We start from the raw sequence: 24,334 nt of genomic DNA on the forward strand, positions 1-24,334 counted from the left end.
ACCCGCCTTTTCTTTATGCCCGGCGCTCCGGTGCTCCCTTGGTAGGCTGGGTGCGCCGTAAGGGCTGGAGGACAGGGAAACAGCAACAGGGGGAAGCACATGCAGGGCCACGATTCGATCTCACCGCAAACCGCAGAAGTTGAACCGGAGATCCGGCGCCGGACGCAGGCAGCGGCCAGGCTCCTGACACCGGTCCAGGCCGCCAATCTCGTCAACGGAGTCGCCGCGGCGGAACGGGAAGCTGAGTCGTGGGAGGAGATCAAGGCCTCAGAGCAGCTGGAAAGGGACCTTCACGAGCGGTACCCGGAGTACTTTGAGGCAGCAGAGGCCGTACGTGACGGAGAAGCGCGTGCCGACCTGCCCCGGTTCCGCGCCTGGGGCCGGGAACAGCGGCGGCTGGCGCGGGAGGCGGACGGCTGGCTGGCAGGCAACGCTGCCCGGATAAGAACCATTGGCGGCGTCCTGCTTGGGGCGGCCCTGCTGGCCAAACCGTTCGACCTCATCTCGAGTGAAGTGTTCGGCGCTGCCGCCGCCGTTGCGGCCGCACTTCTGGTGCTGGGAACCCAGCTGCTCAAGAAGCGCCGAAGCCCCCTGTGGAACGGTGTCTTCGCCGACCCCAAGATGGCTTCCGCCTACGTGTGGGGGTGCGCCTCACGGGCAGCCGCAACAGCCCTGATCAGGACGCGTGAGCCTGATGCCGGTGCATGGGAGACCAATATGCTCCAGATTGAGGCCATGTGGGACCGCCGGACCCGCCGCAGTGAGCTCTTTGCCGAGGAAGACTACAGCGGCATCCGCTACACGTCCGCCTAGCTGTGTGACCAGAGAAGCTAGGCGGACTCCCGCACCACGAGGGACGTGGGCAGCCGGCAGACCCTTTCCGCCGCGCGGCCCTCGATGAGTTCCACCAGCATGCGGGCCATCTTTTCGCCGAGTTCAGCGATGGGATGGTGGACAGTGGTTAGGGCGGGCTCGACGCCGGTGGCGAACTGGTCGTCATCAAAGCCCACCAGGGCGATGTCTCCGGGGATCCGAAGACCGTGCTTCAGGATGACGGCGTGCGCACCCGCAGCCATCTGGTCGTTCGCAGCGAAGACGCCGTCAACAGGCTTTCCGCGGGCAAGCAGGCGTTCCATCGCCATCGCGCCGGAGGCGACGGTGAAGTCACCGTACTCCACCAGTGCATCATTCATCCCGGCACGGTGCAGCCCGGCCCGCCAGCCGGCAAGCCGGTCGACGCCCGGAGGCATATCCTGGGGGCCCGCGATCGTGGCGATGTTCTGCCTGCCGGTCTTGATCAGCCGCTCGACGGCAGCCAGTGCACCTTCCTCGTTGTCCACCTCTACGTAATAGCTGTCCGCGGCATTAAGCAGGGGACGGCCGGCGAACACGATGGGCAGGGCATCGCTCAGGTGTTCCCAGGAATGGTCCCCGCTGTGGTGGGAGACCACCAGGACGCCGTCTACGTTTCCGCCCATCAGGTAGCGCTGGGTCTTGCCCGGATTCGCCTCCGAGGAGGTGACCATGTTCAGCATGTAATCCGTGGAGTTCAGGTACTTCGCGACCCCTTCGACCACAGTGGCGAAGAAGGGGTCGGCGAAGACCTTGGATGTCGACTCAGGAACCAGCAGGGTGATGGTGTAGGTACGCCGGCTGGCGAGGCTCCGCGCTGCCCGGTTCGGCACATAATTCAGTGTCCGGACGGCCTGCTCCACGCTGTGCACAAGTTCGGGCGCTACCGAAGTTGAACCGTTGACAACCCGTGACACCGTGGCCCTGGAGACGCCGGCCAGTGCAGCCACCATTTCCAGGGTGGGAGCAGGCCGCACCTGGCCAGTCTCAGTACCCAATGCGGTCTCCTTTTCCTGGCGTCCTCTGCCGTTTTCCGAAGCCGGGCTCAGCTTTCAATCGTAGTTCCCCTACCGCGCGCCGGCCGCAGCCGGAGAGCTTTCGAGGGTTCCAGATTCCGTGCCCTGCCGAACCTGCCCGATGAACCGGCCGTAGGCCAGCCCGCTGTCCTTGATGATGCGTTCCTGCGTCTGGTAGTCCACGTGGATGATGCCAAAGCGCTTGTCGTATCCCCAGGACCACTCGAAGTTATCCAGCAGGGACCAGACAAAGTACCCCCGGACATCGGCCCCTTCGGCAATGGCCTCACCGACCGCCTGGATGTGTTCCAGGATGAAACTGGTGCGTTCCGTGTCATGGACCGCCCCGTCTTCCGTCACTTCGTCGTCGTAGGCTGCACCATTCTCCGTGATGTACAGCGGGGGCAGCTGCGGGTATTCCTTGCCCAGGCGGACCAGGAGCTTCCGGAGGCCATCAGGATTAACTTCCCAGTTCATCCCCGTCCGCGGCAGTCCGCGGCTGGGGAACGTGATGTGTTCGGCGCCAATCCAGGGCGAGGCCTTGGGCAGCACACCGCCGCCGCCGTGGCCGTCCTCGCCCGAGGTATCCGGGTGCCCGCTGATTTGGTCATCGTGGTAGTGATTGACACCCAGGAAGTCGATCGGTGCTCCGATGATCTCCATGTCTCCGGGCAGGATCACCTCGTGCAGTCCGTACGGCTCCAGGTCCCGGAGAGAGTCCTCAGGATAGGCTCCCCGCAGGATCGGATCCAGGAAGATCCGGTTCTGGAGAGAGTCGAATAGCCGGGCAGCTTCTACGTCTACGGGATCCGCCGGATCCTTTGGAATGGAGTTGCTCAGGTTCAGGGTGATGCCGATTTGTTCAGCTCCCAGGCTCCGCAGCTCCGAAGTGGCCATGCCGTGGGCCAGGTGCTGGTGATGCACGGCCGCGATTGCTGCACGCGGCTCCTGCCGGCCCGGTGCGTGGACTCCTGAGCCGTAGCCCAGCAGGGACGAGCAGAAGGGCTCGTTAAATGTGGTCCAGTGCCGAACCCGGTCACCGAGCGCGGCGTATACGTCCTGCGCGTACTCCACGAAGCGGCAGGCCGTGTCGCGGTTGGCCCAGCCGCCCTTTTCCTCCAGCCCCTGGGGGAGGTCCCAGTGGTAGAGCGTCAGCCAGGGGAGGATCCCTGCCTCAAGCAGTTCGTCCACGAGACGGGAGTAGAAGTCCAGGCCCGTGGGGTTCAGTGCCCCGCCGCCCGGCCTAACCCGGGCCCAGCTGGTGGAGAAGCGGTAGGAGTCCAGCCCCAGTTCCTTCATCAGGGCCACGTCCTGCGGCATACGGTGGTAGTGGTCCACTGCCACGGCCGGGGTGTCCCCGTTAAGGACGTTCCCAGGAACGGCCGCGAAGGCATCCCAGACCGAATCCTCTTTGCCGTCTTCCCTGGCGGCTCCTTCTACCTGCGCGGCAGCGGTTGCTGACCCCCAGATAAAACCGGGCGGGAAATTGCCGTGGTTCCGAGTAGAGGAATTGTTCGTCATTAGCCCTTCACTGCTCCCTGCATGATTCCGGAAATAAGTTGCTTGCCTGCTGCCACGAAAAGAACCAGCAGCGGAATGGTTGCCAGCACAGCGCCTGTCAGCACGATCGAGTAGTCGACATAGCGGGCCGACTGCAGCTGGCTGAGTGCCACCTGCAGGGTTGGGTTGTCTGCCAGCACGAGCATTGGCCACATAAAGTCGGTCCACGCGGTCATGAAGGTGAACAACCCCAGGATGGCCATGGCGGGCCGGGCCGCCGGCAGTGCCACATGCCGGAAGGTTCCGAGCATGCTGGCCCCGTCCATGCGGGCGGATTCGATCAGTTCATCAGGGATGACGTCCACCAGGTACTGGCGCATAAAGAAGACGCCGAAGGCGGTCACAAGCCCGGGCACGATCACCGCACCGAGTTCTCCGGTCCACCCAAGCTTCTGCATCACCATAAAAAGCGGGATGATGCCCAGCTGCGTGGGAATGGCCATGGTGGCAATGACCGCCACCATAAGGACCCCGCGCCCCCTGAATCTGAGCTTCGCAAACGCGTAGCCTGCCAGCGTCGAGAAGATCACCACGGAGACGGTTATGGTGCCGGAAATGATCAGGCTGTTCCCAAGCGCCTTCCAGAACGGCACGGTGTTTACGACCTCGGAGACGTTACTCCAGAAACGCCCCCCGGGAAGCAGGGGAGGCCATTCCTGGCCCAGCGCAGGATTTCCGTTGCTGCCGATGAGGACGGACCACCAAAGGGGGTAGGCAGAGCAGAACAGGAAAACCAGAAGGATGCCATAGGTCAGGAACCCGGGACGCCGTCCGCTCCCGAAAGACTGCCCCTGGCGCCGTTTGCGAATCGGTTTCCCGGCCCCTGACCCGGTCCCGGTGCCCGGGACAGCCCGGGCTCGCTGCAGGACGCTCATGACTTTCTCCTTGAAACACGTGGCCGCTGGGAATCCCCGGTGGCGATCCGCTTGGAAATGAAGAAGTTGACCAGGCCCACCAGCACAATGATCAGGAACAGCAGCCAGGCCACGGCGGAGGCCTTGCCGAAGTTCTGCCTCTGGAAGCCCATGTCCCACAGGAACAGCACAGTCGTCTGGAACTGACCCTGGATTCCGCCGGCGTTAACCGGGTCGAACAGCTTGGGTTCGGCAAAGATCTGCAAGCCGCCGATAGTGGCGGTGATGATAACGAAGATCATGGTGGGGCGGATGCTCGGCAGGGTAATGCTGAAGAATCGCCGGAAGGCACCGGCGCCGTCGATCGCTGCTGATTCGTAAAGGTCGCGGGGAACGGCCTGCATGGCGGCCAGCAGGATGAGGGCGTTGTAGCCCGTCCACCGCCAATTGACCATGGTGGCGATCGCTATATGGCTGGGCAGTGTGCCGTTCTGCCACATGATCGGGTCAACGCCGAAGTTGCCCAGCAGGTTGTTCAGCAGTCCGTTCTCCTCGGCAAACATCTTGGAGAAGATCAGTGCCACCGCCACGGGCGTTACAACGTAGGGCAGCAGCACCGACATGCGCCAGAACGTTTTCGCCCGCAGATGCTGGTCCAGGATGGCGGCGAGGAACACGGCCACTATCAGCTGGGGAATAGCGGAAAGCAGGAAAATCGAGAAGGTGTTGAATAGCGAACCCCAGAATCGGGTGTCGCCCAGCACGCCTGCGAAGTTCTGCAACCCGACAAAGTCGCCCTGGCCCTTGAGGAGGTGCCATTCGTGCAGTGACACCCAGAAGGTATACACCAGGGGGAATAAGCCGGTAATGCCGAAGAGAATAAAGAACGGAGAAATGTAGAGGTAAGGGGACGCCTTCATATCCCATTTGGAGAGGCGCTGGCGGAACGTTGTCCGCGGCTTAACCGGCAGCTTCTGGACAGGCCGGTTCAGTGTGGCGGTCATGGCAGACTCCCGTGCTCCGGACGGGGCCCCCCGGAGGAGGCCCCGTGTGCGGTGCTGCTAGTTGTTGATGACCAGGTCGTTGAGGAGCTTCAGTGCCTTCTCCCATGCCTGGTCCGCATTCGCGGTACCTGTCTCCATGTCATCGATGGCCGGGCCAAAGACCTTTTCCTGGATGACTGAATCGTCCGGTCCCTTGAACTGCGCCACAACGTTTTCGGCGCGCGAGGCCAGGATGGCTCCGGTGGGAGCGTCGTTGAACCACTCGTTCGGAGTTGCGTCGGAGGCAAGCTGTTCCTGCGCCTCAAGGGTGCTGGGGAAGTTACCGGCTGCTGCGGACTGCTTGATCTGCTGTTCGGGGTCTGTCAGCCAGGCAGCGAGCTTGGCTGCTTCCTCCTTGTGGTCCGAGCTTTCAGGAACCGAGAGGAAGGCACCGCCCCAGTTTGATGCACCGCCCGGGAACACGTCTGCAAAGTCCCAGCCGCTGTCAGTTGAGCCGCCTGCGGTTTCAATGCCGCCCTGAATGTTCCCAAGCATCCAGCCGGGGCAGACCATGGTGGCGAAAGTGCCGTCCAGGAACGACTGCCCGCTGTTCCACTTCCACTCTTCCTGGTTCGCGGACAGTCCGTCCTCAATGGAACCGGAGAGCATCTTGAAGTTTGCGATCATCGCATCGTTGCCCTCGATGTTCAGCTCGCCGTCCTTCGTGTAGTAGCCCTCCTCCATCTGGTTCACCATGGAGTTCCATACGAAGCCGGCCTGGTCGAACCAGGCTTTCCCGCTTGCGGCCTTGTACTGGTTTCCGACTTCGAAGTACTTCTCCCATGTGGCGTCTTCCCCGCCCAGGAGTTCAGCAACGGCTTCGCGGTCACTCGGCAGCCCCGCTGCTTCGAAGAGCTTTCCGTTGTAGCAGATGCCCTGCGGTCCGATGTCCGTGCCGTAGCCGATGACGCGGCCGTCGGGGTCTGTGCCCTGCTTGTACTTCCAGTCGACCCAGTTATCCTTGAGGTCCTCTGCGCCGTATTCGTTCAGGTCCACGAACTTGTCCGAAACCTCCATGATGGCGCCTAGCCAGCCCTCTTCAATGGCCACCACGTCGCTGACGCCTGAACCTGCGGCAAGCTTCGTGAAGAGATCAGTCCGTGCGTTGCCGCCGGTGTCGATGTTGTTGGCCTTGATGGTGATGCCCGGGTTGGCCTCCTCGTATTCCGCGTAGAGATCGTCGTAGCCGAAGGTTCCGAACGTGGTGACGGAGAGTTCAATCGGATTCTCCTCCGAGGCGGGCTCGCCGCTGTTGCTGCCTCCGCCGCAGCCGGCGGCGAGCAGTGCAAGTGCCGCAGCACCCGCCACGACACCTGCTGAATTTCGGAACTTTTTCACGGTCACTCCTTTGTGTGTGTCTTGCCGGTTGATATCCCGGGGAGGACCGTGCCGAATGGAAACTGGGCTTGTCCTGGGACGGGACGCTAACTGTGGATCCTGTCCAGAGAGCCCGTTGCGGTTCGAAACGCCCGACCCGCTTCAGAGAGCGCTCTCTGATCTTGCTCAGAGCCTAGATGTGACACGCTTCACTGTCAAGAGAGCGCTCTCTCAGATTTCCGGGAGTCAGGTTGCTGTTACGGCCGTTGCCCCAGTTGGCCCGCCGGGAGCATGGCTAGCGCCGAGTCGACACCGTGACCGTGAACCGGGGATTCCGGGCTACCTGCCGCGTGGGCCCCACCAGCCGGTTCAAGGCTGGCCGATAGGCCAAATGGGAGTTCCAGACCGTCCACAGTTCTCCACCCGGGCGAAGCACGCGGGCTGCGTCGGCAAAGAGCTTGTGGGCAATGCCGGTGTGCACACTGGCACCGATGTGGAAGGGCGGATTAAGTACCACGAGGTCCTGGGACCGGTCCGGGAGCCAGGTCAGGGCGTCTGCGCGCCGTACTACGGCATGGTCCGAAACGCCGTTGGCTGCCAGAGTCAGCCGGGTGGAGGCAACGGCTGCTTCGGATTGGTCGGACGCCAGCACCCTTATGCCCGGACGGTGGAGTGCCAGGTACGCCGCAATCGCGCCGTTGCCGCAGCCCAGGTCCACTGCTTCACCGGCCCCGCGGGCCTGGGCCAGGAACGGCAGCAGGAACCGGGTACCGGGATCCAGCGATGCTCCGCCAAAGGCTGCCCCGCGGGCCCGCAGCTGCAGCGGAACCGGCAGGCCGACGTCGTACGCCGCCTCCAGAGGGAAGCGGGATACAGGGAACCTTTCCGCCGGCAGCGGGCTCATCACAGTGAGCACGCGGGACTTCTGCCGTGCGAGGCCCGCCGTTACGGACTGGAAATACCGGCCCAGGACGTCGTTCATGGCGGTAGTCATGTGCTTGATCCGTCCGCCGGCATAGATCCGGACACCGGACGGGGCATGTTCGGCGACGAGCCGGGCAATTTCATCAAGGGCATCCAGTGAGCGGGGCAGCCGCAGCAGGATGACGCCGGCCCCGGTTACCAGCCCCGGCTCCAGGGCCCAGTGTGTGTAGCTTCCTGCCAGGCCCAGAGCTTCGGCATTGCGGTCCAGTGCGAGCTCCCCAGAGAAGGGATCCTGATGCACCCGGATCCCGGTAAGAGAATACCGCGCTGCAGCTCCGAGCGTGAGCGCTCCATAGGAATCCCCGATGACGACGGGCGCACCACTGCCGCTTGAGGCCGCGGGCTCAAGGTCACCGGCAGCGGTGTCCAGCAGCAGCTTGTCAGCGGCGTCGAACGCCTGCAGGTTCTCCGCCTCCACATCCGGAGCCCGCCCCAGCAGGTCGAAATCGAACGAAGCTTCGGAAGCAGTGCTCACAGGTCAATCCATTCAGTGGCTAGCGGTTCGGCTTCGACGTCGCCCGCGCTGAGCGCAGCGAGCCGGTCCTGGAATGCGGAGCCGGACCCGGCGGTGTCGGGAAGTGCGACCGTGATGACGGCGCCGCCGGCGCCGTACTCGGTCCCGCGGACGGTATACCCGGCATTCCGGAGGTCATTCTCCAGGCGTCCGGCACCGGCGTGGGAGGCCGGCACCGCGTAAAGCTGCATGCGGGCGCGCCGCAGGAGGGGAGCGGTGGATAAAGCCGACGAGACAGACTCGGAGTATGCGCGGACCAGCCCTCCGGCGCCGAGGAGAATCCCGCCGAAATAGCGCACTGTCACAGCCGTGATGTCGCTCAGGTCTGCCGCGCCGTCAAAAGTCTCGCGTTTGGTCAGGGCCTCGAGCATGGGAAGGCCGGCGGTTCCCGAGGGTTCCCCGTCGTCACTGGAGCGCTGGACCTCCCGGCCGGGCCCCAGGACAAAGGCGCTGCAGTGGTGCCGGGCATCGTGGAACTCCCGGCGCAGCTGAGCCACCAGCGCGCGGGCCTCTTCTTCGGTTTCAGTGCGCCGCAGCACGGTAATGAAGCGGGAACGCTTGATCTCAAGCTCGGTCCGGTGCTCTCCGGCGACGGTTGTATACCGTCCCTCCACCGCACCCAAATCACTCACTGACCCAGTCTAGTTTGTGGTGCCGCCGAAGAGCGCTCCGGGGGAGTGCCGGGGAGCCGGGGTAGGGTGGTGGCCATGCTGAAAGTTGGTCTCACCGGCGGAATTGCCGCCGGCAAATCCCTGGTCGCCCGGACGCTTGTGGACTGCGGGGCGGTGCTGGTGGACGCCGATGCCCTGGCCCGCGAAGTGGTGGCACCGGGCACTGAAGGCCTTGCCGCGGTCGTGCGGGAGTTTGGCCCGGAGATCCTTGCCGCTGACGGCAGCCTGGATCGCCCGGCCCTGGCAGCTCTGGTCTTTAGCGACGCTGCAAAGCGGGAAACGCTGAACGCCATCGTCCATCCGCTGGTACGGGCCCGCGCTGCGGAGCTGGCAGCCCAGGTACCCCGGGACGGCATCCTGGTCCAGGACATCCCGCTGCTGGTGGAGACCGGGCAGGCCGCCGCGTTCGATTTCGTCCTGGTGGTCGAAGCACCCGAAGCGGTCCGGCTCGAGCGGATGGTCCGCGACCGGGGGATGGACCCCGCCGACGCGCAGGCCCGGATCAACGCACAGGCCAGTGCGGAACAGCGGGCAGCTGCTGCCGACGTCGTGCTCCAGAACACCGGAAGCCCTGAAGAGCTGGTCGGGGCAGTCCGCGAACTGTGGCGGACCCGCCTTGTTCCGCTGAACCGGGAACGCCTGCGGGCAGCGCAGCAGGAGTAGCTCGGAAGCAGGTCCGCACGTTATGCCGTCAGCAATACGGACAGCACCTGACCGCGTCCCGGAGTAGCGTTGAACCATGAGTCTTGCGCAGGACATCAAACGCGTTGTCGCCCCTTTTGAAGTCATCAGTGACTACTCGCCCGCCGGCGACCAGCCGACCGCCATCAAGGAACTGGCAGAACGCATCCAGGCCGGTGAAAAGGACGTCGTCCTGATGGGCGCCACCGGCACGGGCAAGAGCGCCACTGCTGCCTGGCTGGTGGAGCAGGTGCAGCGGCCCACGCTGGTGCTGGTGCAGAACAAGACCCTGGCGGCCCAGCTGGCGAACGAGTTCAGGGAACTGCTGCCCAACAACGCCGTCGAGTACTTCGTGTCCTACTACGATTACTACCAGCCCGAGGCCTACGTCCCCCAGACGGACACCTTCATCGAGAAGGACTCCTCCATCAACGAGGAAGTCGAGCGCCTGCGCCACTCGGCCACCAACGCCCTGCTGACCCGGCGTGACGTCATCGTCGTCGCAACGGTCTCCTGCATCTACGGCCTTGGAACGCCGGAAGAGTACATCAAGGGCATGGTGACGCTGCGCCGCGGCATGCAGATGAACCGGGATGACCTGCTTCGCCGGTTCGTATCCATGCAGTACGTGCGCAACGACATGGATTTCCACCGCGGCACGTTCCGGGTCCGCGGCGATACCGTGGAAATCATCCCGATGTATGAAGAACAGGCACTGCGCATCGAGTTCTTCGGTGACGAGATCGAGAGCATCCAGACGCTGCATCCCCTGACCGGTGACCTGATCCAGGACGAGGAGGAGATGTACGTCTTCCCGGCCTCGCACTACGTTGCCGGACCGGAGCGGATGAACCGCGCCATCACCGGGATCGAAAACGAACTCCGCGAACGCCTCTCCGAACTGGAGAGCCAGAACAAGCTCCTTGAAGCGCAGCGGCTGCGCATGCGCACCACGTATGACCTCGAAATGATGCAGCAGATGGGTTTCTGCAACGGCATCGAGAACTATTCTCGCTGGATTGACGGGCGCGGGCCTGGGACGGCACCGCACTGCCTGCTGGATTACTTCCCGGATGACTTCCTGCTGGTCGTGGACGAGTCCCACGTGACGATCCCGCAGATCGGTGCCATGTATGAAGGTGACATGTCCCGCAAACGGACGCTGGTGGAGCACGGCTTCCGGCTTCCCTCGGCCATGGACAACCGGCCGCTGAAATGGGACGAGTTCCTCGAGCGCATCGGCCAGACGGTCTACATGTCCGCCACCCCGGGCAAGTACGAGCTGGGGAAGTCCGACGGCGTGGTGGAGCAGATCATCCGGCCCACCGGGCTGGTTGACCCCGAGGTTGTGGTCAAGCCCAGCAAGGGCCAGATCGACGACCTCCTGGCGGAGATCCGCACCCGCACTGAAAAGGACGAACGCGTTCTGGTCACTACCCTGACCAAGCGCATGGCAGAAGACCTCACCGGTTACCTACTGGAAAACGGGGTGAAGGTTGAGTACCTGCACTCCGACGTTGACACCCTGCGCCGCGTGGAGCTGCTGCGCGAACTCCGGCTGGGCACCTTCGATGTCCTGGTGGGCATCAACCTGCTCCGTGAAGGCCTGGACCTGCCCGAAGTCTCACTCGTCTCGATCCTGGACGCGGACAAGGAAGGGTTCCTGCGCAGTTCTACCTCCCTGATCCAGACCATTGGACGTGCTGCTCGAAACGTCTCCGGCCAGGTGCATATGTATGCCGACCGGATTACGGACTCCATGGCCCACGCCATTGACGAAACGAACCGGCGCCGGGCCATCCAGGTCGCCTACAACAAGGAACGCGGCGTGGACCCGCAGCCGCTGCGCAAGAAGATTGCGGACATCACCGATTCCCTGGCCCGGGAAGACGCTGACACCAAGGCCCTGCTGGCGGAAACCGCCAAGACAGGCAAGGCAGGCAAGGGAGGCAAGGGAGCCAAGGGTATCCGCAAGGATGGCCTGGCCGCGGCTCCCGCGGAGGACCTCGCCGGACTGATCGCGTCGATGACCGAGCAGATGCACGCCGCTGCGGCTGAGCTCCAGTTCGAGCTGGCGGCCCGGCTCCGCGACGAGGTGGGGGACCTCAAGAAGGAACTTCGGCAGATGCAGAACGCCGGGCACGCCTAGGCAGTGCGGTAGACTGCTTGCCGGTGGTGGGGCAGCTTTCGTAGTCACGGAGGCTCCCCGCCTTTTTCCGTGCTCTGAAAGGTCTGTTTCCCATGCCCGCATTACCTGTCGTCTTCGAGGTCGGCACGTTCATCATCCTGGGACTGGTCCTGCTTTTCGACCTGCTCCTGGTCGTCAAGCGCCCCCACGAGCCCTCCATGAAAGAAGCCGGCCTCTGGGTCGGCTTCTATGTCGGGCTGGCGCTCATGTTCGCCGTGATGATGTTCATCTTCACCGGCCCGGAATACGGCAGCCAGTTCGTTGCCGGCTGGGTCACTGAGTACAGCCTCAGCATCGACAACCTTTTCGTGTTCATCATCATCATGGCCCGCTTCTCGGTACCGCGTAAGTACCAGCAGGAAGTGCTGATGTTCGGCATCATCATTGCCCTGATCCTGCGCGGCATCTTCATTCTCATCGGCGCTGCGGTGATCGAGAACTTCTCCTGGGTCTTCTTCCTCTTCGGTGCCTTCCTGCTGTGGACGGCCTGGAAGCAGGCGACGGACAACGGTGAAGACGAAGAGGGCGGCAGCGACAACAAGCTGGTCCGCAAGCTCACCGGCTTCCTGCCGATGACCGAGAACTTCGACGGCGGCAAGATCCGCACGGTGGTGGACGGCAAGAAGGTCTTCACGCCGATGGTCATTGTCTTCATCACCATCGGTGTCACCGACCTGATGTTCGCCGTCGACTCCATTCCGGCGATCTTCGGCCTCACCCAGAGCGCGTTCATTGTCTTCACGGCCAACATCTTCGCCCTGATGGGCCTGCGCCAGCTCTACTTCCTGCTTGGCGGGCTGATGGACCGGCTCATCTACCTCAAGCACGGTCTCTCGGTGATCCTGGCGTTCATCGGCGTCAAGCTGATCCTGCACGCGCTGCACGTCAACGAACTGCCCTTCATCAACGGCGGTGAGTCCGTAGCCTGGGCGCCGGAGATCCCGACCTTCGTTTCGCTGGCCGTCATCCTCGGCACCATCGTGATCGCCACCGTAGCCAGCCTGCTGAGCCCCAAGGCCAAGGCCGTGCACGCGGTGGCCTCTCTCGAAGCCGCATTGAGCGTCTACCGCAGCCTGGGCGAGGACGCTCCGCACCAGGAACGGACCCAGGCCTACAACGACGTCACCAAGACCTACCGGGCCGCGGAAAAGGCAGCGGAAACACGGTCCGACGTCGTACTGCCGGAGATCACGGATGAAGCCCGGGCAAGGTTCCTCGCCTCGGATCCCCGCGATCCCGGCGCCCGGCAGTAACCGGCAGGCACAAACAAACAGCAGCAGGACGACGGCGGTTCCCGGCCATCAAGTCGGGGGCCGCCGCCGGCGTATCCAGTGCCGGCGTATTGAGCGTCGGGACTCTCGTAGTTTGCGCCTGACGGCGCCCGCCGAAGGCAGTCTGGATCTTCTTCCTCCTCTTCGTCCCCTACATCACAGCCCTGGTCTACGTCATTGCCCGCGGCCGCGGCATGGTATCAAGGAGTGCCCGCAGGGCCAGCGAATCCCAGGAGCAGGCAGACGCCTACATCCGGCGCGCTGCCGGCAGCCAGAGTGCGGCGGAGCAGATCTCGTCAGCGAAATCCCTGCTGGATGAAGGCCTGATCACCAACGACGAGTTCGGCCGCCTCAAGGCCAAAGCCCTCGTCTGACCGGATCGCCAGTCTGACGGGTTCCTCTGTCTGGCCGGATCGTAAGCCGGCTGTTCTTCACGCCGCCGCCAGCGGCGTCCGGGAACGTCTGCCCAGCACCTCCAGGACGACGATCACGCCTACCATCACCAGGGCAATGCCGATGGTGGTCCCGGCGGTCAGGCCGGGCAGGAAAAGCACCAGCACGGTGATTCCTGCGGCAACGCCCTGGCACACCCGCTGATGCCGCAGGGCCCACGGTTCCCACCGGCTGGTATGTCCGGCGGCCCAGAGCACCAGCACCGCCAGGACGGACAGGACCACGACTGTCCGCAGGGCGGCTGCCAGCGGATCCAGGAATGCGCCCGTGAGTGCCGCAGCGGCATCCGGTGAGAGGGCACTGCCGGTCACGGAATCGATTCCTGCCTGCTGGCGGACCCGCAGCACCAGTACCGCTGCCAGTCCGGCGGCAGCACCGGACACGGCGATGACCAGTCCGGAGCGAAGCCGCCGGCCCTTCGGGGCCGTTAGGACAGCGCCGGCGGCGGCCGCTGCGGCCAGCCACGGGAGGACGGCGGCGACCGTACCCAGAGTGTTCAGCGCGGACAGCGACGACGCGAGTCCCGGAGCGTTGAAGACGGTGTAGTCCCGGCCGGCATCATCCGGAATGGCTGAAGCCGCGGACACGCCCTGGGCCAGAAGTCGGGACTTCACTTCGCCGATCATCGCCGTGGTGGAGACAGTGATGTCTCCGTTCGGCGCAATGGCGGCGACGCCGCCGGGATCGTCCTGCACGGCCCGGACCAGGACTTCATGGGCCCTGCGGTTCGCGTCGGTCCAGAGGCTGGCGAAGGCCGGGCTGGCGACCGCCTTCGCGACGGTGTTGTCGATGAGCGCGTTGGTCCGGTCTGCGACCATGGGTGCGATGGCAGCTGAGAGTGCCTGCGCTGCCCGTGAGTCGTCAATTCCGGAGAGCGCATCGTTGACGGAGGTGCTCACATCCAGCCGGCTGGTGACCTGCTCACTGATCTGCCCGGAGAGGTCGGACTGCACCGCCGGGTCGTGGATCACCGGCCCGACCGTGGCCACGTACCGGTCGGTGTTGGCTACCAGGCTGCCCGCGTAACCGGCCGTTACCGACGCGACGAGCAGCAGCGCGGCCAGTACGCCCAGCACCGTTGAGGTGATCCGGCGCCAGGTTGGGGCCTTCGGAGGGGCTGCACCGGGCCGGGGCCGTGATGAAATGTAGTAACGCTTGCTGGGTGCCATGGCCGGGCCTTCCGCCGCCGCTGTTCGCTGCCCCAGCCAGAATATTCCCCAATCCTGGCGGCAGCCACAGCCTGCCCGATCTCAGCGCCCTGGAACCGGAAGATCCGGCTTAGGGCCTCTCGCCGCGCACCATGCCCAGCAGCCGGTTGAAAATGCCCTCGCCGTCATCGGCAATTCCGTCGTGGTGGAACTCGTCCGTCTCCCACACTTGCAGTCCCTGCACCGCGGCGGCTGTCTCCAGCGACAGGTCCCGGTCCACGTAGATGTCGTGGGTGTACACGGCAGCCGCCGCCGGAACAGGATTGCGTGCCAGCTGCCCGGGATCGTAGAGAGCCGGCCAGTCGGACTTCGCGGCCAGCAGCTCGGCGGTCCGCTTCAGCGGACGCAGCGCCGGATCTTCTTCGAAGTACCAGGGGTAGACCATTTCGCCCGTGTACAGCGGTTCCGCGGCGTCTGGCAGGAAATCCGGCCGGGACTGCAAAACCCGCCAGGCGGCCCATTCGGTTGCCTGCCCCTGGGCGTAAATCGATTCGTGCATCAGGGCGTACAGCGGGTTGGTGGAACGCTCGGCAAGCTGCCACATGCCGGCCAGGAAGGTGTCGGAGAGACGCATTCCGTCCGGGGTGCCGATGAAAGCCTCTTCCAGCAGATGGTGCAGTCCGTCCATGCGGGTGTTGCCGCCAAGATAGGACCCGGCCATCTGGAACCGCCGAGGCGTCAGGCGGGTGCCGTCGGGCAGCTGTTCGGGCACAGTGTCCAGATGGCGGGTTATTCGGGTGGTGAGCTCCCGGTCGCCCGGGTACTTGGCGAAGTACTCCGCGTTCCGTGCCGCGACCCTGCCGAAGGTGGCCTGGTAGACCCGGTCGGCGGGGCCGGACAGGGGCGCCAGGCCACCGGTGACCAGGACCTCCTTCAGGCCCGACGGCGCGAAAGAAAGATAGGTCAGCGCACAGAACCCGCCGTAGGACTGTCCGAAGATGCTCCACGGACCGGAGCCCAGTGCGTTCCGGATGAGTTCGGCGTCCGCAACGATTGAATCCGCGCGGAAATGGCTGAGGTATTCCGCCTGGGCTGCCGCATCCCCGCGCAGGGCAAGGCTCTGCCGGTTGGCAGGTGTCGAGAGTCCAGTGCCGCGCTGGTCCAGCATGAGGATGCGGAAGCGGCGCGAGGCAGCCTTGGTCCAGCCGCCGAACTGCAGCAGCCGGCTGCCTTTGCCTCCCGGTCCGCCCTGCAGGTACAGCAGCCAGGGAAGGTCGGAGGCGGGGGAGACCCCCGGGTCTGAGTACTCACGGGCAAAAACAGTGATCTGTTCGCCGTCGGGCTGCGCATGGTCCAGCGGAACAGTGAAGCGGTGCTCCACGACCCGCATGCCGCGGACATTCACCGGCTTGGAAGCGGTGTGCGGCACGCTCATGCCGCGTCCGGGGTGCCGAAGTCCTCCAGTGCTCCGCCGGTGAGGCGGTAGGTCGTCCACTCATCCATGGGCTGGGCCCCCAGGGACTTGTAGAAGGCAATGGACGGCTCGTTCCAGTTCAGGACGCACCATTCCACCCGGGCGTAGCCGCGCTCGACGGCGAGCTGGGCCAGGCTGCGCAGCAGCGCTTTCCCGTATCCGCGGCCCCGGGCCTCCGGACGTACGTAGAGGTCCTCCAGCCAGATGCCGTTGACCCCTTCCCACGTGGAGTAGTTCAGGAACCACAGGGCAAAGCCCTGCACGCCTGCCTCGTCCTCAAGCACGTGCGCGAACACTGCGGGGTGCTCGGCAAACAGGTGGCCGGCCAGGGCCTGCGGGGTATTCCGAACCGCGTCCGGTTCCTTTTCGTAGACGGCCAGCTCATGGATGAGCTCGAGGATTACGGGAACGTCGTCTTTGCGGGCGGCTCGAATCTGCATGGTTTCCAGCCTAGTCCAGGCGCCCTGCGTGGATAATTCGGATGACGGCGGAGCCGGCTTCGTCCGACTCGGCGAGGTCGACTTCCGCATTGATGCCCCAGTCCAGGTGCCCGGCAGGGTCCTTGAAGATCTGCCGGACTTCCCACTTATCGGCCAGTTCCTTAATGATCAGCAGCGCCGGGCCCCGGGCCTCGGGTCCGTCGTCAATGTCCTCGTGCTCCTCGAAGTAGTCATCCAGGACCCCGGCCCACCGTTCCGCGTCCCAGCCCGAGCCGCCGTCCAGGGCGCCGAGGGCGGCGTCGTCCTCATCCGCGAAGAGCTTGACCCGCTGGAACATCTCGTTGCGGACCATCACGCGGAACGCCCGTGTGTTGGCCGTGAGCTTGTCCGGTGCAGGCGGCAGGACAGGTTCGCTGCCCGCTGAGGAATCGACCCCGGCCGCCAGCTCCTCCCATTCGTCCAGCAGCGAGGAGTCCGTCTGGCGGACCAGTTCCCCGAGCCATTCAATGATGTCGGAGAGGTCCTCGCGCAGGGCTTCGGGCGGCACGGTCTGCAGCAGCGCCTTGTAGCAGTCCGACAGGTAGCGCAGCACCACGCCTTCGGACCGGGCCAGGGAGTAGAAGGCCACGTATTCGCCGAAGCTCATGGCGCGTTCGTACATGTCACGGACGATCGACTTGGGCGTGAGCTCAAAGTCGCCGAGCCACGGGGCCGAGGAACGGTAGACCTCGAAGGACTGGAAGAGCAGCTCTGCGAGCGGCTGGGGGTAGGTGACCTCCTCCAGCATGGCCATCCGCTGCTCGTACTCGATGCCCTCGGATTTCATCGCTGCCACGGCTTCGCCGCGGGCCTTCTTTTCCTGTGCGGAGAGGATCTGGCGCGGTTTCTCCAGCGTGGCTTCAATGACCGACACAACATCGAGGGCGTAGGAGGGGCTCTCCGGGTCAAGGATCTCCAGGGCAGCCATGGCGAACGGGGAGAGCGGCTGGTTCAGTGCGAAGTTCGGCTGCAGATGCACCTTCAGCCTCACGGTGCGGCCGTCCGGCTCGGGCGCGGGGAGCTTCTCAACGATTCCGGCGGTCTTCAGTTCCCGGTAGATCCCCAGCGCCTTGCGCATCAGCTTCAGCTGCGAAGCCCTGGTCTCATGGTTGTGGGTGAGCAGGTGCTTCGCGGCCCGGAACGGATCCCCGGGACGTTCCAGGATGTTCAGCAGCATGGCGTGGGTGACGTTGAAGCTGGAGGTCAGCGGCTCGGGAGTACCCTCCACCAGCTTCTTGTAGGTAGGTTCACCCCAGGAGACAAAGCCTGCCTGCGGCTTCTTCTTTGCCACCTGGCGCAGCTTCTTCTGGTCATCGCCGAACTTCGCCTTGGCTTTCGCCATCGCCTTGGCGTTCTCAATCACGTGCTCCGGGGCCTGCACGACGACGGTCCCGGCCGTATCGTAGCCGGCCCGGCCGGCGCGCCCGGCGATCTGGTGGAATTCCCGGACCTTCAGCGGCCGGGTGCGTACGCCGTCGTACTTGCTGAGGGCCGTGATGAGCACGGTGCGGATCGGCACGTTGATGCCGACGCCGAGGGTGTCGGTTCCGCAGATGACCTTCAGCAGGCCGGCCTGGGCCAGCTGCTCCACCAGGCGCCGGTACTTGGGAAGCATGCCCGCGTGATGCACGCCGATTCCGTGCCGGACCAGCCGGTTGAGGGTCTTGCCGAAGCCCGGAGCAAAGCGGAAACCGGCAATCAGCTCGCCGATCCGGTCCTTTTCCTCGCGGGTGCAGACGTTGATGCTCATCAGTGCCTGGGCGCGGTCGATCGCTTCGATCTGGCTGAAGTGCACCACATAGACCGGAACCTGCTTGGTGGCCAGCAGTTCTTCCAGGGATTCCTGGACGGGCGTCTCGACGTAGTAGTAGTGCAGCGGGATGGGCCGCTCCACTGACGTCACGGTGACGGTGTCCCGGTTGGTGAGCTCGGAAAGCTCCGTGGCGATCCGGGTCATGTCGCCCAGGGTGGCGGACATCAGCAGGAACTGCGTCTGGGGCAGCTCGAGGAGGGGAACCTGCCAGGCCCAGCCGCGCTGCGGATCGGAGTAGAAGTGGAACTCGTCCATGATGACGGTCCCGACGTCGGCGTCCGGTCCTTCCCGCAGGGCGATGTTCGCGAGGATCTCCGCAGTGCAGCAGATGATGGGGGCGTCCTTGTTCACGGAGGAATCCCCGGTCACCATTCCGACGTTGTCCGCGCCGAAAATGTCACAGAGAGCAAAGAACTTCTCCGACACCAGTGCCTTGATCGGCGCGGTGTAGTAGCTGCGCTCGTCGAGTGCCATGGCGTAGAAGTGTGCCGCTATGGCAACCATGGACTTTCCGGACCCCGTAGGCGTGGCGAGGATGACGTTATGGCCGGACACCAGCTCCATCACGGCCTCATCCTGGGCCTGGTACAGGGACATTCCGCGGCTTTCCACCCATTCCAGGAAGGCCATGTAGAGGGCGTCCGGGTCGACGGCGGCGGTGTTGGATGCTGCGGCGGGCAGCTGTTCAAGTAGTTTCATTGCACTACCAGCCTAGCCGGGCGGGGGAAATGCCCGTTCGCGGCAGTACGGACTGCTAGGCTCGCGGCCATGAAATGGGATCCCACACAGTATTCGCGCTTCTCCGGCCTCCGGGACCGGCCGTTCCATGACCTGTTGGGCCGGGTCGGAGCAGACTCTCCGGCATGGGTCACTGATCTCGGCTGCGGGAGCGGGGAACTGACCGCTGTCCTGGCTGCGCGCTGGCCGGACGCAGCAGTGCGGGGGATCGATTCGTCCGTGGACATGATCGGCTCGGCCCGGGCCTTGGCGGGTGCGCCGGCCAATCTGGACTTCTCCGCCGGAAGCATCCAGGACTGGGAACCGCCGCAGGGGCAGGGTCCCGGGGTACTGCTTTCCAATGCGGCACTGCAGTGGGTGCCCGGACACCAGGAACTCCTCCGGCACTGGTCCAAGCAGCTTGATGCCGGATCGTGGATCGCTGTCCAGGTCCCGGGCAACTTCGGCGCGCTTTCCCACGTGCTCATGCGCGAACTCGCCCAGACTCCCCGGTGGTCCTCGGCGCTCGCGGGTGTCCTGCGGGGAGAAGACTCCGTGTCTGAACCCGATGAGTACCTGGAACTGCTGGTAGAGGCCGGATACGACGCCGATGTGTGGGAAACCAGCTACCAGCAGGTTTTGGCCGGATCCGACCCTGTCCTTGACTGGGTGCGCGGCACAGCGCTTCGTCCGGTCATGAATGCACTGCCGGCCGGGGATTACCAGGCTTTCGAAGCGGAGTACGGCCAGCTCCTGCGGACTGCCTACCCGCCCAAGAGCTGGGGAACTGTCTTTCCGTTCCGCCGGATCTTCCTGGTGGCCCGCAAGCGCGCCTAACCGGGCAGGGCAGTTCCTACCAGCCCCGCTCCTTCCACTCCGCCAGGTGCGGCCGCTCTGCTCCCAGGGTGGTGCCGGCGCCGTGTCCCGGGTGCACGATCGTGTCATCGGGCAGGTATTCGAAGATACGTTCGATTACGTCGTTGATCAGCGACGAGAACCGTGCCGGATCCTTCTGCGTATTGCCGACGCCTCCGGGGAAGAGGGAGTCACCGGTGAACAGGTGGGCGGGCCCGTCAGGGTCCCGGAAGAGCAGGGCAACGGATCCGGGGGTGTGGCCGCGGAGACCAATGACTTCCAGGTCGAACCCGTCGAAGTCCAGCACATCGCCGTGCTTGAGGGGAACGTCCGTGGGGACCGGGATGTCGGCGATGTCTTCGGATCCCGCGGCGGTGCGCGCGCCGGTGGCTTCGGCTGCCTCGGCGAGCGCCCGCACATGGTCCCAGTGGCTGTGCGTGGTGATGATCATCCGCACGGAGGCCTGCGACACTCCGCCGTACAGGTCGCCTGCACCGGCGTCGAGCACTTCCTGGATGCGGGCGAAGTCATCCGCCGCATCAATGAGCACCTGGTCTCCTGAATTCTTGGCCGTCAGCACATAGACGTTGTTGTCCATAGAGCCCACGGAGGCACTTCGAATAGAAACATTTTGGGTATCCAGCATGCGCCTTAGTCTAGAGGCAGCCGAGGGCCGCACACCCAGACGCGTCAATCCCTTGTACCTCCCCGGTGCCCGGGCGTACGTTCTTATGGTGCCGGCGTACTGCCGGGCTATCCCGGGAGGACAGGGTGCTTGTAAGGCTCGTTCGAGAAAACCTGGCACCCTACAAGGGCGCCGTCGCAATCGTCGTCATCCTGCAGTTCCTGCAGACCGCTGCCACGCTGTTCCTGCCCACGCTGAACGCGGACATCATTGACCAGGGCGTCGTGAAGGGGGATACCGGCACCATCGCGTCCATCGGGACATGGATGCTTGCGGTCACTGCAGGACAGGTCGTGTGTTCCGTCGCGGCCACCTACTACTCCGCCCGGACCGCCATGCGGGTGGGCCGGAACGTGCGCGGGGCGCTCTTCACCAACGTGGAGACGTTCTCCGCCCGGGAGGTGGGGATGTTCGGCGCGCCGTCGCTCATCACGCGCACCACCAACGATGTCCAGCAGGTTCAGATGTCCCTGCTGATGACCATGACCATGATGGTCTCCGCACCGATCATGGGGGTGGGCGGCGTCCTGCTGGCACTGAACCAGGACATTCCGCTGTCAGGGATCCTGCTGCTGATCCTGCCGGTCCTGTTCGTGGTCATCATCCTGGTCCTGCGGCGCCTGGTCCCGCTGTTCAGGAGGGCGCAGCGGCAGATCGACCGCGTCAACGGGGTCCTGCGGGAGCAGATCATGGGCATCGCCGTCATCCGCGCCTTTGTCCGGGAACGGACAGAGGAGCAGCGCTTCGACGGCGCCAACCGTGATCTCACGGGCACCCAGCTGCGTGTCTCGCAGTACCTGGCGCTCCTGTTCCCGGCAACGATGCTGGTGGCCAACCTGGCAACTGTTGCGGTGGTGTGGTTCGGAGCCTTCCGGATCGATGCGGGGCAGATGCAGATTGGCGCCCTCACCGCGTTCATCGCCTACATCATGCAGATCCTGATGGCAGTTCTGATGTCGATGTTCATGATCATGATGCTTCCCCGCGCGGCGGTGTGCGCAGAGCGCATCTATGAGGTGCTGGACACGCGCACCAGCGTGCAGGACGCGCCCGGTGCCGCGGCATTGGAGTACGACGGCGGCCGGCTGGTGTTCTCGGACGTGGGCTACACGTATCCAGGCGCCGAGGCCCCGGTACTTCACGGCATCACTTTCGAAGCACTTCCAGGGCAGACGACGGCGGTCATCGGTTCCACGGGATCGGGAAAGTCCACACTGCTCAACCTGGTCCCGCGGCTGCTGGACCCGACTGCGGGACACATCACCGTAGACGGACAGGACACCGCCGCAGTAACGCTGCAGTCCCTCCGCAGCGGAATCGGTCTGGTCCCGCAGCGGGCACACCTGTTCTCCGGGACCATTGCCACCAACCTCAGGTTCGGGAAGCCGGACGCCACGGACGACGAACTCTGGGAGGCACTGGAGATTGCGCAGGCGGCGGATTTCGTGCGTGCAGCCGAAGGCGGACTCGATCACGGGGTGGAGCAGGGCGGCGGGAACTTCTCCGGCGGGCAGCGGCAGCGACTGGCCATCGCCAGGGCGCTGGTGGTCCAGCCGGACATCTACCTCTTCGATGACAGCTTCTCGGCCCTGGACTTCGCCACTGATGCGAGGCTCCGCGCGGCCCTGAAGGAACGGACCGCGCACGCGACAGTGGTGGTTGTTGCCCAGCGGGTCAACACGATTACGGACGCCGCGCGGATCGTGGTCCTTGAGGAAGGGCGTATCTCCGGGATCGGCAGCCACGCCGAGCTGATGGAGTCCAGTCCTGCCTACCGCGAGATCGTGTCCTCCCAGCTCACGCCGGAGGAGGCCCTGTGAGCATGCACGGGCGCGCACCGGCAGCCAAGCCGGTCAACTTCGCCTCCTCCACGGCCCGCCTGCTCCGCCTGCTCTCCCCGGACAGCTGGCGGGTCGCGGCAGTCCTGGTGTTCGGCATCGTCTCCGTCGCGCTCGCAGTCACGGCACCAAAGGTCCTCGGTGACGCAACCAATGTCATCTTCGACGGAGTCATCGGGGCGACGCTTGCTCCGGGGGTCCCGAAGGCAGACCAGGTGCAGGCCCTGCGCTCCTCAGGCGAGGACCAGCTCGCCGACATGCTCGCTGCCATGGACGCCGTACCGGGCCAGGGAATCGACTTCGATGCCCTGGCAGCCCTCCTGGCCGGAGTGCTTGCCATCTATCTGGCTTCCTTTTTCTTCGGCTGGGCGCAGGCACGCGTAACGGCCCGGGTCGTGCAGAACGCCATGTACCGCCTGCGCCGGGACGTAGACGCGAAACTGTTCCGTCTGCCCATGTCCCACTTCCAGCGCCAGTCCCGCGGCGACGTGCTGAGCCGGGTCACCAATGACATCGACAACCTGGCGCAGACTCTTTCCCAGAGCATCACCCAGGTCATTACCTCAGTGCTCACCATCATCGGGGTGCTGGGCATGATGCTGTGGATCTCGCCGCTGCTGGCACTGATCGCACTGATTACCGTCCCCCTGTCAGCGCTGGTGACCATCCTGATCGCCCGGCGCTCGCAGGTTCAGTTCAAAGCGCAGTGGAAGACCACGGGCGAGGTTAACGGCTACATCGAGGAGATGTTCACCGGACAGGACGTGGTGAAGGCGTTTGGCCAGCAGGAGCGCGTCGTTGAAGGATTCCAGCCGGCCAACGAGTCTCTCTATTCATCCTCCTTCCGGGCACAGTTCGTTTCCGGAATCATCATGCCGACCATGACGTTCATTTCGAACCTCAACTATGTGGCGGTCGCCGTCGTTGGCGGTATCCAGGTTGCCGGCGGTGCCTTGTCCATTGGGGGAGTGCAGGCGTTCGTCCAGTACAGCCGGCAGTTCAGCCAACCGCTGGGACAGCTCGGCGGACTGATCAACATGCTCCAGTCCGGCATTGCCTCGGCTGAACGGGTCTTCGCCCTGCTCGATGCGCCCGAAATGGGACCCGATCCGAAGGACCCGGTCCGGCCGGGCCTGGTCCGCGGAGACGTCGCCTTCCGCCACGTGTCCTTCTCCTACTCCCCGGATGCCCCCCTGATCCAGGATCTTTCCTTCGAGGCCAAGCCGGGGCAAACCGTCGCGATCGTGGGACCCACCGGTGCTGGAAAAACCACCCTGGTGAACCTCCTGATGCGTTTCTACGACATTGACGCCGGGGAGATCACCATTGACGGGGTCAACACCATGGACATGACGCGGGACGACGTGCGCCGCTGCATCGGCATGGTGCTGCAGGATGCCTGGCTGTTCGAAGGAACGATCCGGGAGAACCTGGCATACGGAGCACCGGATGCCACCGAGGAGCAGATCGTTGCCGCTGCCCAGGCCACCCATGTGGACCACTTCGTCCGTTCACTGCCCGAGGGATATGACACTGTCCTGGGCGCCGACGGCGGATCGCTGAGCCAGGGCCAGCGGCAGCTCATGACGATCGCCCGCGCCTGGCTGGCCAACCCGGCAATCCTGATACTGGACGAGGCCACCAGTTCGGTGGACACCCGTACCGAAGTAGCTATCCGGCTCGCGCTCGGAGCCCTGCGAGAGGCACGGACCAGTTTCGTGATCGCCCACCGTCTCTCCACCATCAGGGACGCGGACGTCATCCTGGCAGTGCGGGAGGGCAGGATCGTGGAGCAGGGCACGCACGAAGCCCTGCTGGAGGCCGGCGGCTTCTATTCGGAGCTCTACCGCTCCCAGTTCAGCGAACCGGCCACCGCGGCAGAACTCCCCGAATAGTCCCGCCGCCGCACCCCGAACCGCCC

General features: G+C 64.6%; 19 protein-coding genes and 1 pseudogene. 8 read left to right on the forward strand and 12 right to left on the reverse strand.

Annotated features, from left to right (window positions below):
- The first annotated feature begins 99 nt into the window (after nucleotides 1–99).
- Nucleotides 100–813, forward strand: a complete 714-nt coding sequence (locus tag LOC59_RS07090) for a hypothetical protein (RefSeq protein WP_229971241.1) — start codon at nucleotides 100–102, stop codon at nucleotides 811–813.
- A 17-nt stretch (nucleotides 814–830) separates the two neighbouring features.
- On the opposite strand, the gene LOC59_RS07095 is transcribed toward LOC59_RS07090, so the two are convergent.
- From LOC59_RS07095 to LOC59_RS07125, 7 genes are all read right to left on the reverse strand, one after another.
- Nucleotides 831–1,850, reverse strand: a complete 1,020-nt coding sequence (locus LOC59_RS07095) for a LacI family DNA-binding transcriptional regulator (protein ID WP_423723928.1) — start codon at nucleotides 1,848–1,850, stop codon at nucleotides 831–833.
- Between the two features lie 69 nt (nucleotides 1,851–1,919).
- The gene (locus LOC59_RS07100; RefSeq protein ID WP_227917035.1) at nucleotides 1,920–3,389 is read right to left on the reverse strand and encodes a GH1 family beta-glucosidase; all 1,470 of its coding nucleotides are present in this window, start codon (nucleotides 3,387–3,389) and stop codon (nucleotides 1,920–1,922) included.
- Nucleotides 3,389–4,303, reverse strand: a complete 915-nt coding sequence (locus tag LOC59_RS07105; protein ID WP_227917034.1) for a carbohydrate ABC transporter permease — start codon at nucleotides 4,301–4,303, stop codon at nucleotides 3,389–3,391. The genes LOC59_RS07100 and LOC59_RS07105 overlap by 1 nt, the downstream gene beginning before the upstream one ends.
- Nucleotides 4,300–5,286, reverse strand: a complete 987-nt coding sequence (locus LOC59_RS07110) for a carbohydrate ABC transporter permease (protein WP_227917033.1) — start codon at nucleotides 5,284–5,286, stop codon at nucleotides 4,300–4,302. Before LOC59_RS07110 ends, LOC59_RS07105 begins: the two co-directional genes overlap by 4 nt.
- A 57-nt stretch (nucleotides 5,287–5,343) precedes the next feature.
- Nucleotides 5,344–6,669, reverse strand: coding sequence for an ABC transporter substrate-binding protein (locus tag LOC59_RS07115; protein WP_423723927.1), 1,326 nt, complete (start codon nucleotides 6,667–6,669; stop codon nucleotides 5,344–5,346).
- Between the two features lie 268 nt (nucleotides 6,670–6,937).
- Nucleotides 6,938–8,101 (reverse strand): class I SAM-dependent methyltransferase, encoded by a 1,164-nt coding sequence (locus tag LOC59_RS07120; RefSeq protein ID WP_229971243.1) that lies wholly within the window; start codon nucleotides 8,099–8,101, stop codon nucleotides 6,938–6,940.
- Nucleotides 8,098–8,772, reverse strand: a complete 675-nt coding sequence (locus tag LOC59_RS07125; RefSeq protein ID WP_227917030.1) for an IMPACT family protein — start codon at nucleotides 8,770–8,772, stop codon at nucleotides 8,098–8,100. Before LOC59_RS07125 ends, LOC59_RS07120 begins: the two co-directional genes overlap by 4 nt.
- Nucleotides 8,773–8,847: 75 nt before the next feature.
- Here LOC59_RS07125 and coaE point away from each other — a divergent pair, with 75 nt between their 5' ends.
- The 4 genes and pseudogenes from coaE (at nucleotide 8,848) to LOC59_RS07145 (ending at nucleotide 13,325) form a co-directional block, all read left to right on the forward strand.
- Nucleotides 8,848–9,474: a dephospho-CoA kinase gene (gene coaE / locus LOC59_RS07130; RefSeq protein ID WP_229971245.1), complete on the forward strand. Its 627-nt coding sequence runs from the start codon at nucleotides 8,848–8,850 to the stop codon at nucleotides 9,472–9,474.
- Between the two features lie 76 nt (nucleotides 9,475–9,550).
- Nucleotides 9,551–11,641: an excinuclease ABC subunit UvrB gene (gene uvrB, locus LOC59_RS07135; protein ID WP_227896776.1), complete on the forward strand. Its 2,091-nt coding sequence runs from the start codon at nucleotides 9,551–9,553 to the stop codon at nucleotides 11,639–11,641.
- A gap of 92 nt (nucleotides 11,642–11,733) precedes the next feature.
- A pseudogene (locus LOC59_RS07140) lies at nucleotides 11,734–12,729 on the forward strand (TerC family protein); the annotation flags it as partial.
- Nucleotides 12,730–13,145: 416 nt separating this feature from the next.
- Complete coding sequence (locus LOC59_RS07145; protein WP_229971247.1) at nucleotides 13,146–13,325, forward strand: hypothetical protein; 180 nt, start codon at nucleotides 13,146–13,148, stop codon at nucleotides 13,323–13,325.
- A 57-nt stretch (nucleotides 13,326–13,382) separates the two neighbouring features.
- On the opposite strand, the gene LOC59_RS07150 is transcribed toward LOC59_RS07145, so the two are convergent.
- The 4 genes from LOC59_RS07150 to LOC59_RS07165 form a co-directional block, all read right to left on the reverse strand.
- Nucleotides 13,383–14,573 (reverse strand): hypothetical protein, encoded by a 1,191-nt coding sequence (locus tag LOC59_RS07150; protein WP_229971248.1) that lies wholly within the window; start codon nucleotides 14,571–14,573, stop codon nucleotides 13,383–13,385.
- 109 nt (nucleotides 14,574–14,682) lie between these two features.
- Nucleotides 14,683–15,987 (reverse strand): alpha/beta fold hydrolase, encoded by a 1,305-nt coding sequence (locus LOC59_RS07155; RefSeq protein ID WP_229971250.1) that lies wholly within the window; start codon nucleotides 15,985–15,987, stop codon nucleotides 14,683–14,685.
- Nucleotides 15,984–16,466, reverse strand: a complete 483-nt coding sequence (locus tag LOC59_RS07160; RefSeq protein WP_229971252.1) for a GNAT family N-acetyltransferase — start codon at nucleotides 16,464–16,466, stop codon at nucleotides 15,984–15,986. The genes LOC59_RS07155 and LOC59_RS07160 overlap by 4 nt, the downstream gene beginning before the upstream one ends.
- A 10-nt stretch (nucleotides 16,467–16,476) precedes the next feature.
- A complete protein-coding gene (locus LOC59_RS07165) occupies nucleotides 16,477–19,017 on the reverse strand; it encodes a DEAD/DEAH box helicase (RefSeq protein ID WP_227896769.1) in 2,541 nt (846 codons plus the stop codon).
- Nucleotides 19,018–19,086: 69 nt separating this feature from the next.
- Here LOC59_RS07165 and LOC59_RS07170 point away from each other — a divergent pair, with 69 nt between their 5' ends.
- On the forward strand, nucleotides 19,087–19,872 hold the full coding sequence (locus LOC59_RS07170) for a trans-aconitate 2-methyltransferase (protein WP_229971254.1): 786 nt from the start codon (nucleotides 19,087–19,089) through the stop codon (nucleotides 19,870–19,872).
- A gap of 16 nt (nucleotides 19,873–19,888) precedes the next feature.
- Here the strand turns inward: LOC59_RS07170 and LOC59_RS07175 are convergent, their stop codons facing one another.
- Nucleotides 19,889–20,536: an MBL fold metallo-hydrolase gene (locus LOC59_RS07175; protein ID WP_227896757.1), complete on the reverse strand. Its 648-nt coding sequence runs from the start codon at nucleotides 20,534–20,536 to the stop codon at nucleotides 19,889–19,891.
- 125 nt (nucleotides 20,537–20,661) lie between these two features.
- Between LOC59_RS07175 and LOC59_RS07180 the strand changes: the two genes are divergently transcribed.
- Together LOC59_RS07180 and LOC59_RS07185 are read left to right on the forward strand one after the other, a co-directional pair.
- Entirely contained in the window at nucleotides 20,662–22,395 is a 1,734-nt protein-coding gene (locus LOC59_RS07180; protein ID WP_229971256.1) for an ABC transporter ATP-binding protein, read from the forward strand.
- Between the two features lie 2 nt (nucleotides 22,396–22,397).
- Complete coding sequence (locus LOC59_RS07185; RefSeq protein WP_227896926.1) at nucleotides 22,398–24,308, forward strand: ABC transporter ATP-binding protein; 1,911 nt, start codon at nucleotides 22,398–22,400, stop codon at nucleotides 24,306–24,308.
- Nucleotides 24,309–24,334 lie beyond the last annotated feature (26 nt).

The sequence above is a fragment of the Arthrobacter sp. zg-Y916 genome (assembly GCF_020907385.1).
Lineage (GTDB): Bacteria > Actinomycetota > Actinomycetes > Actinomycetales > Micrococcaceae > Arthrobacter_B > Arthrobacter_B caoxuetaonis.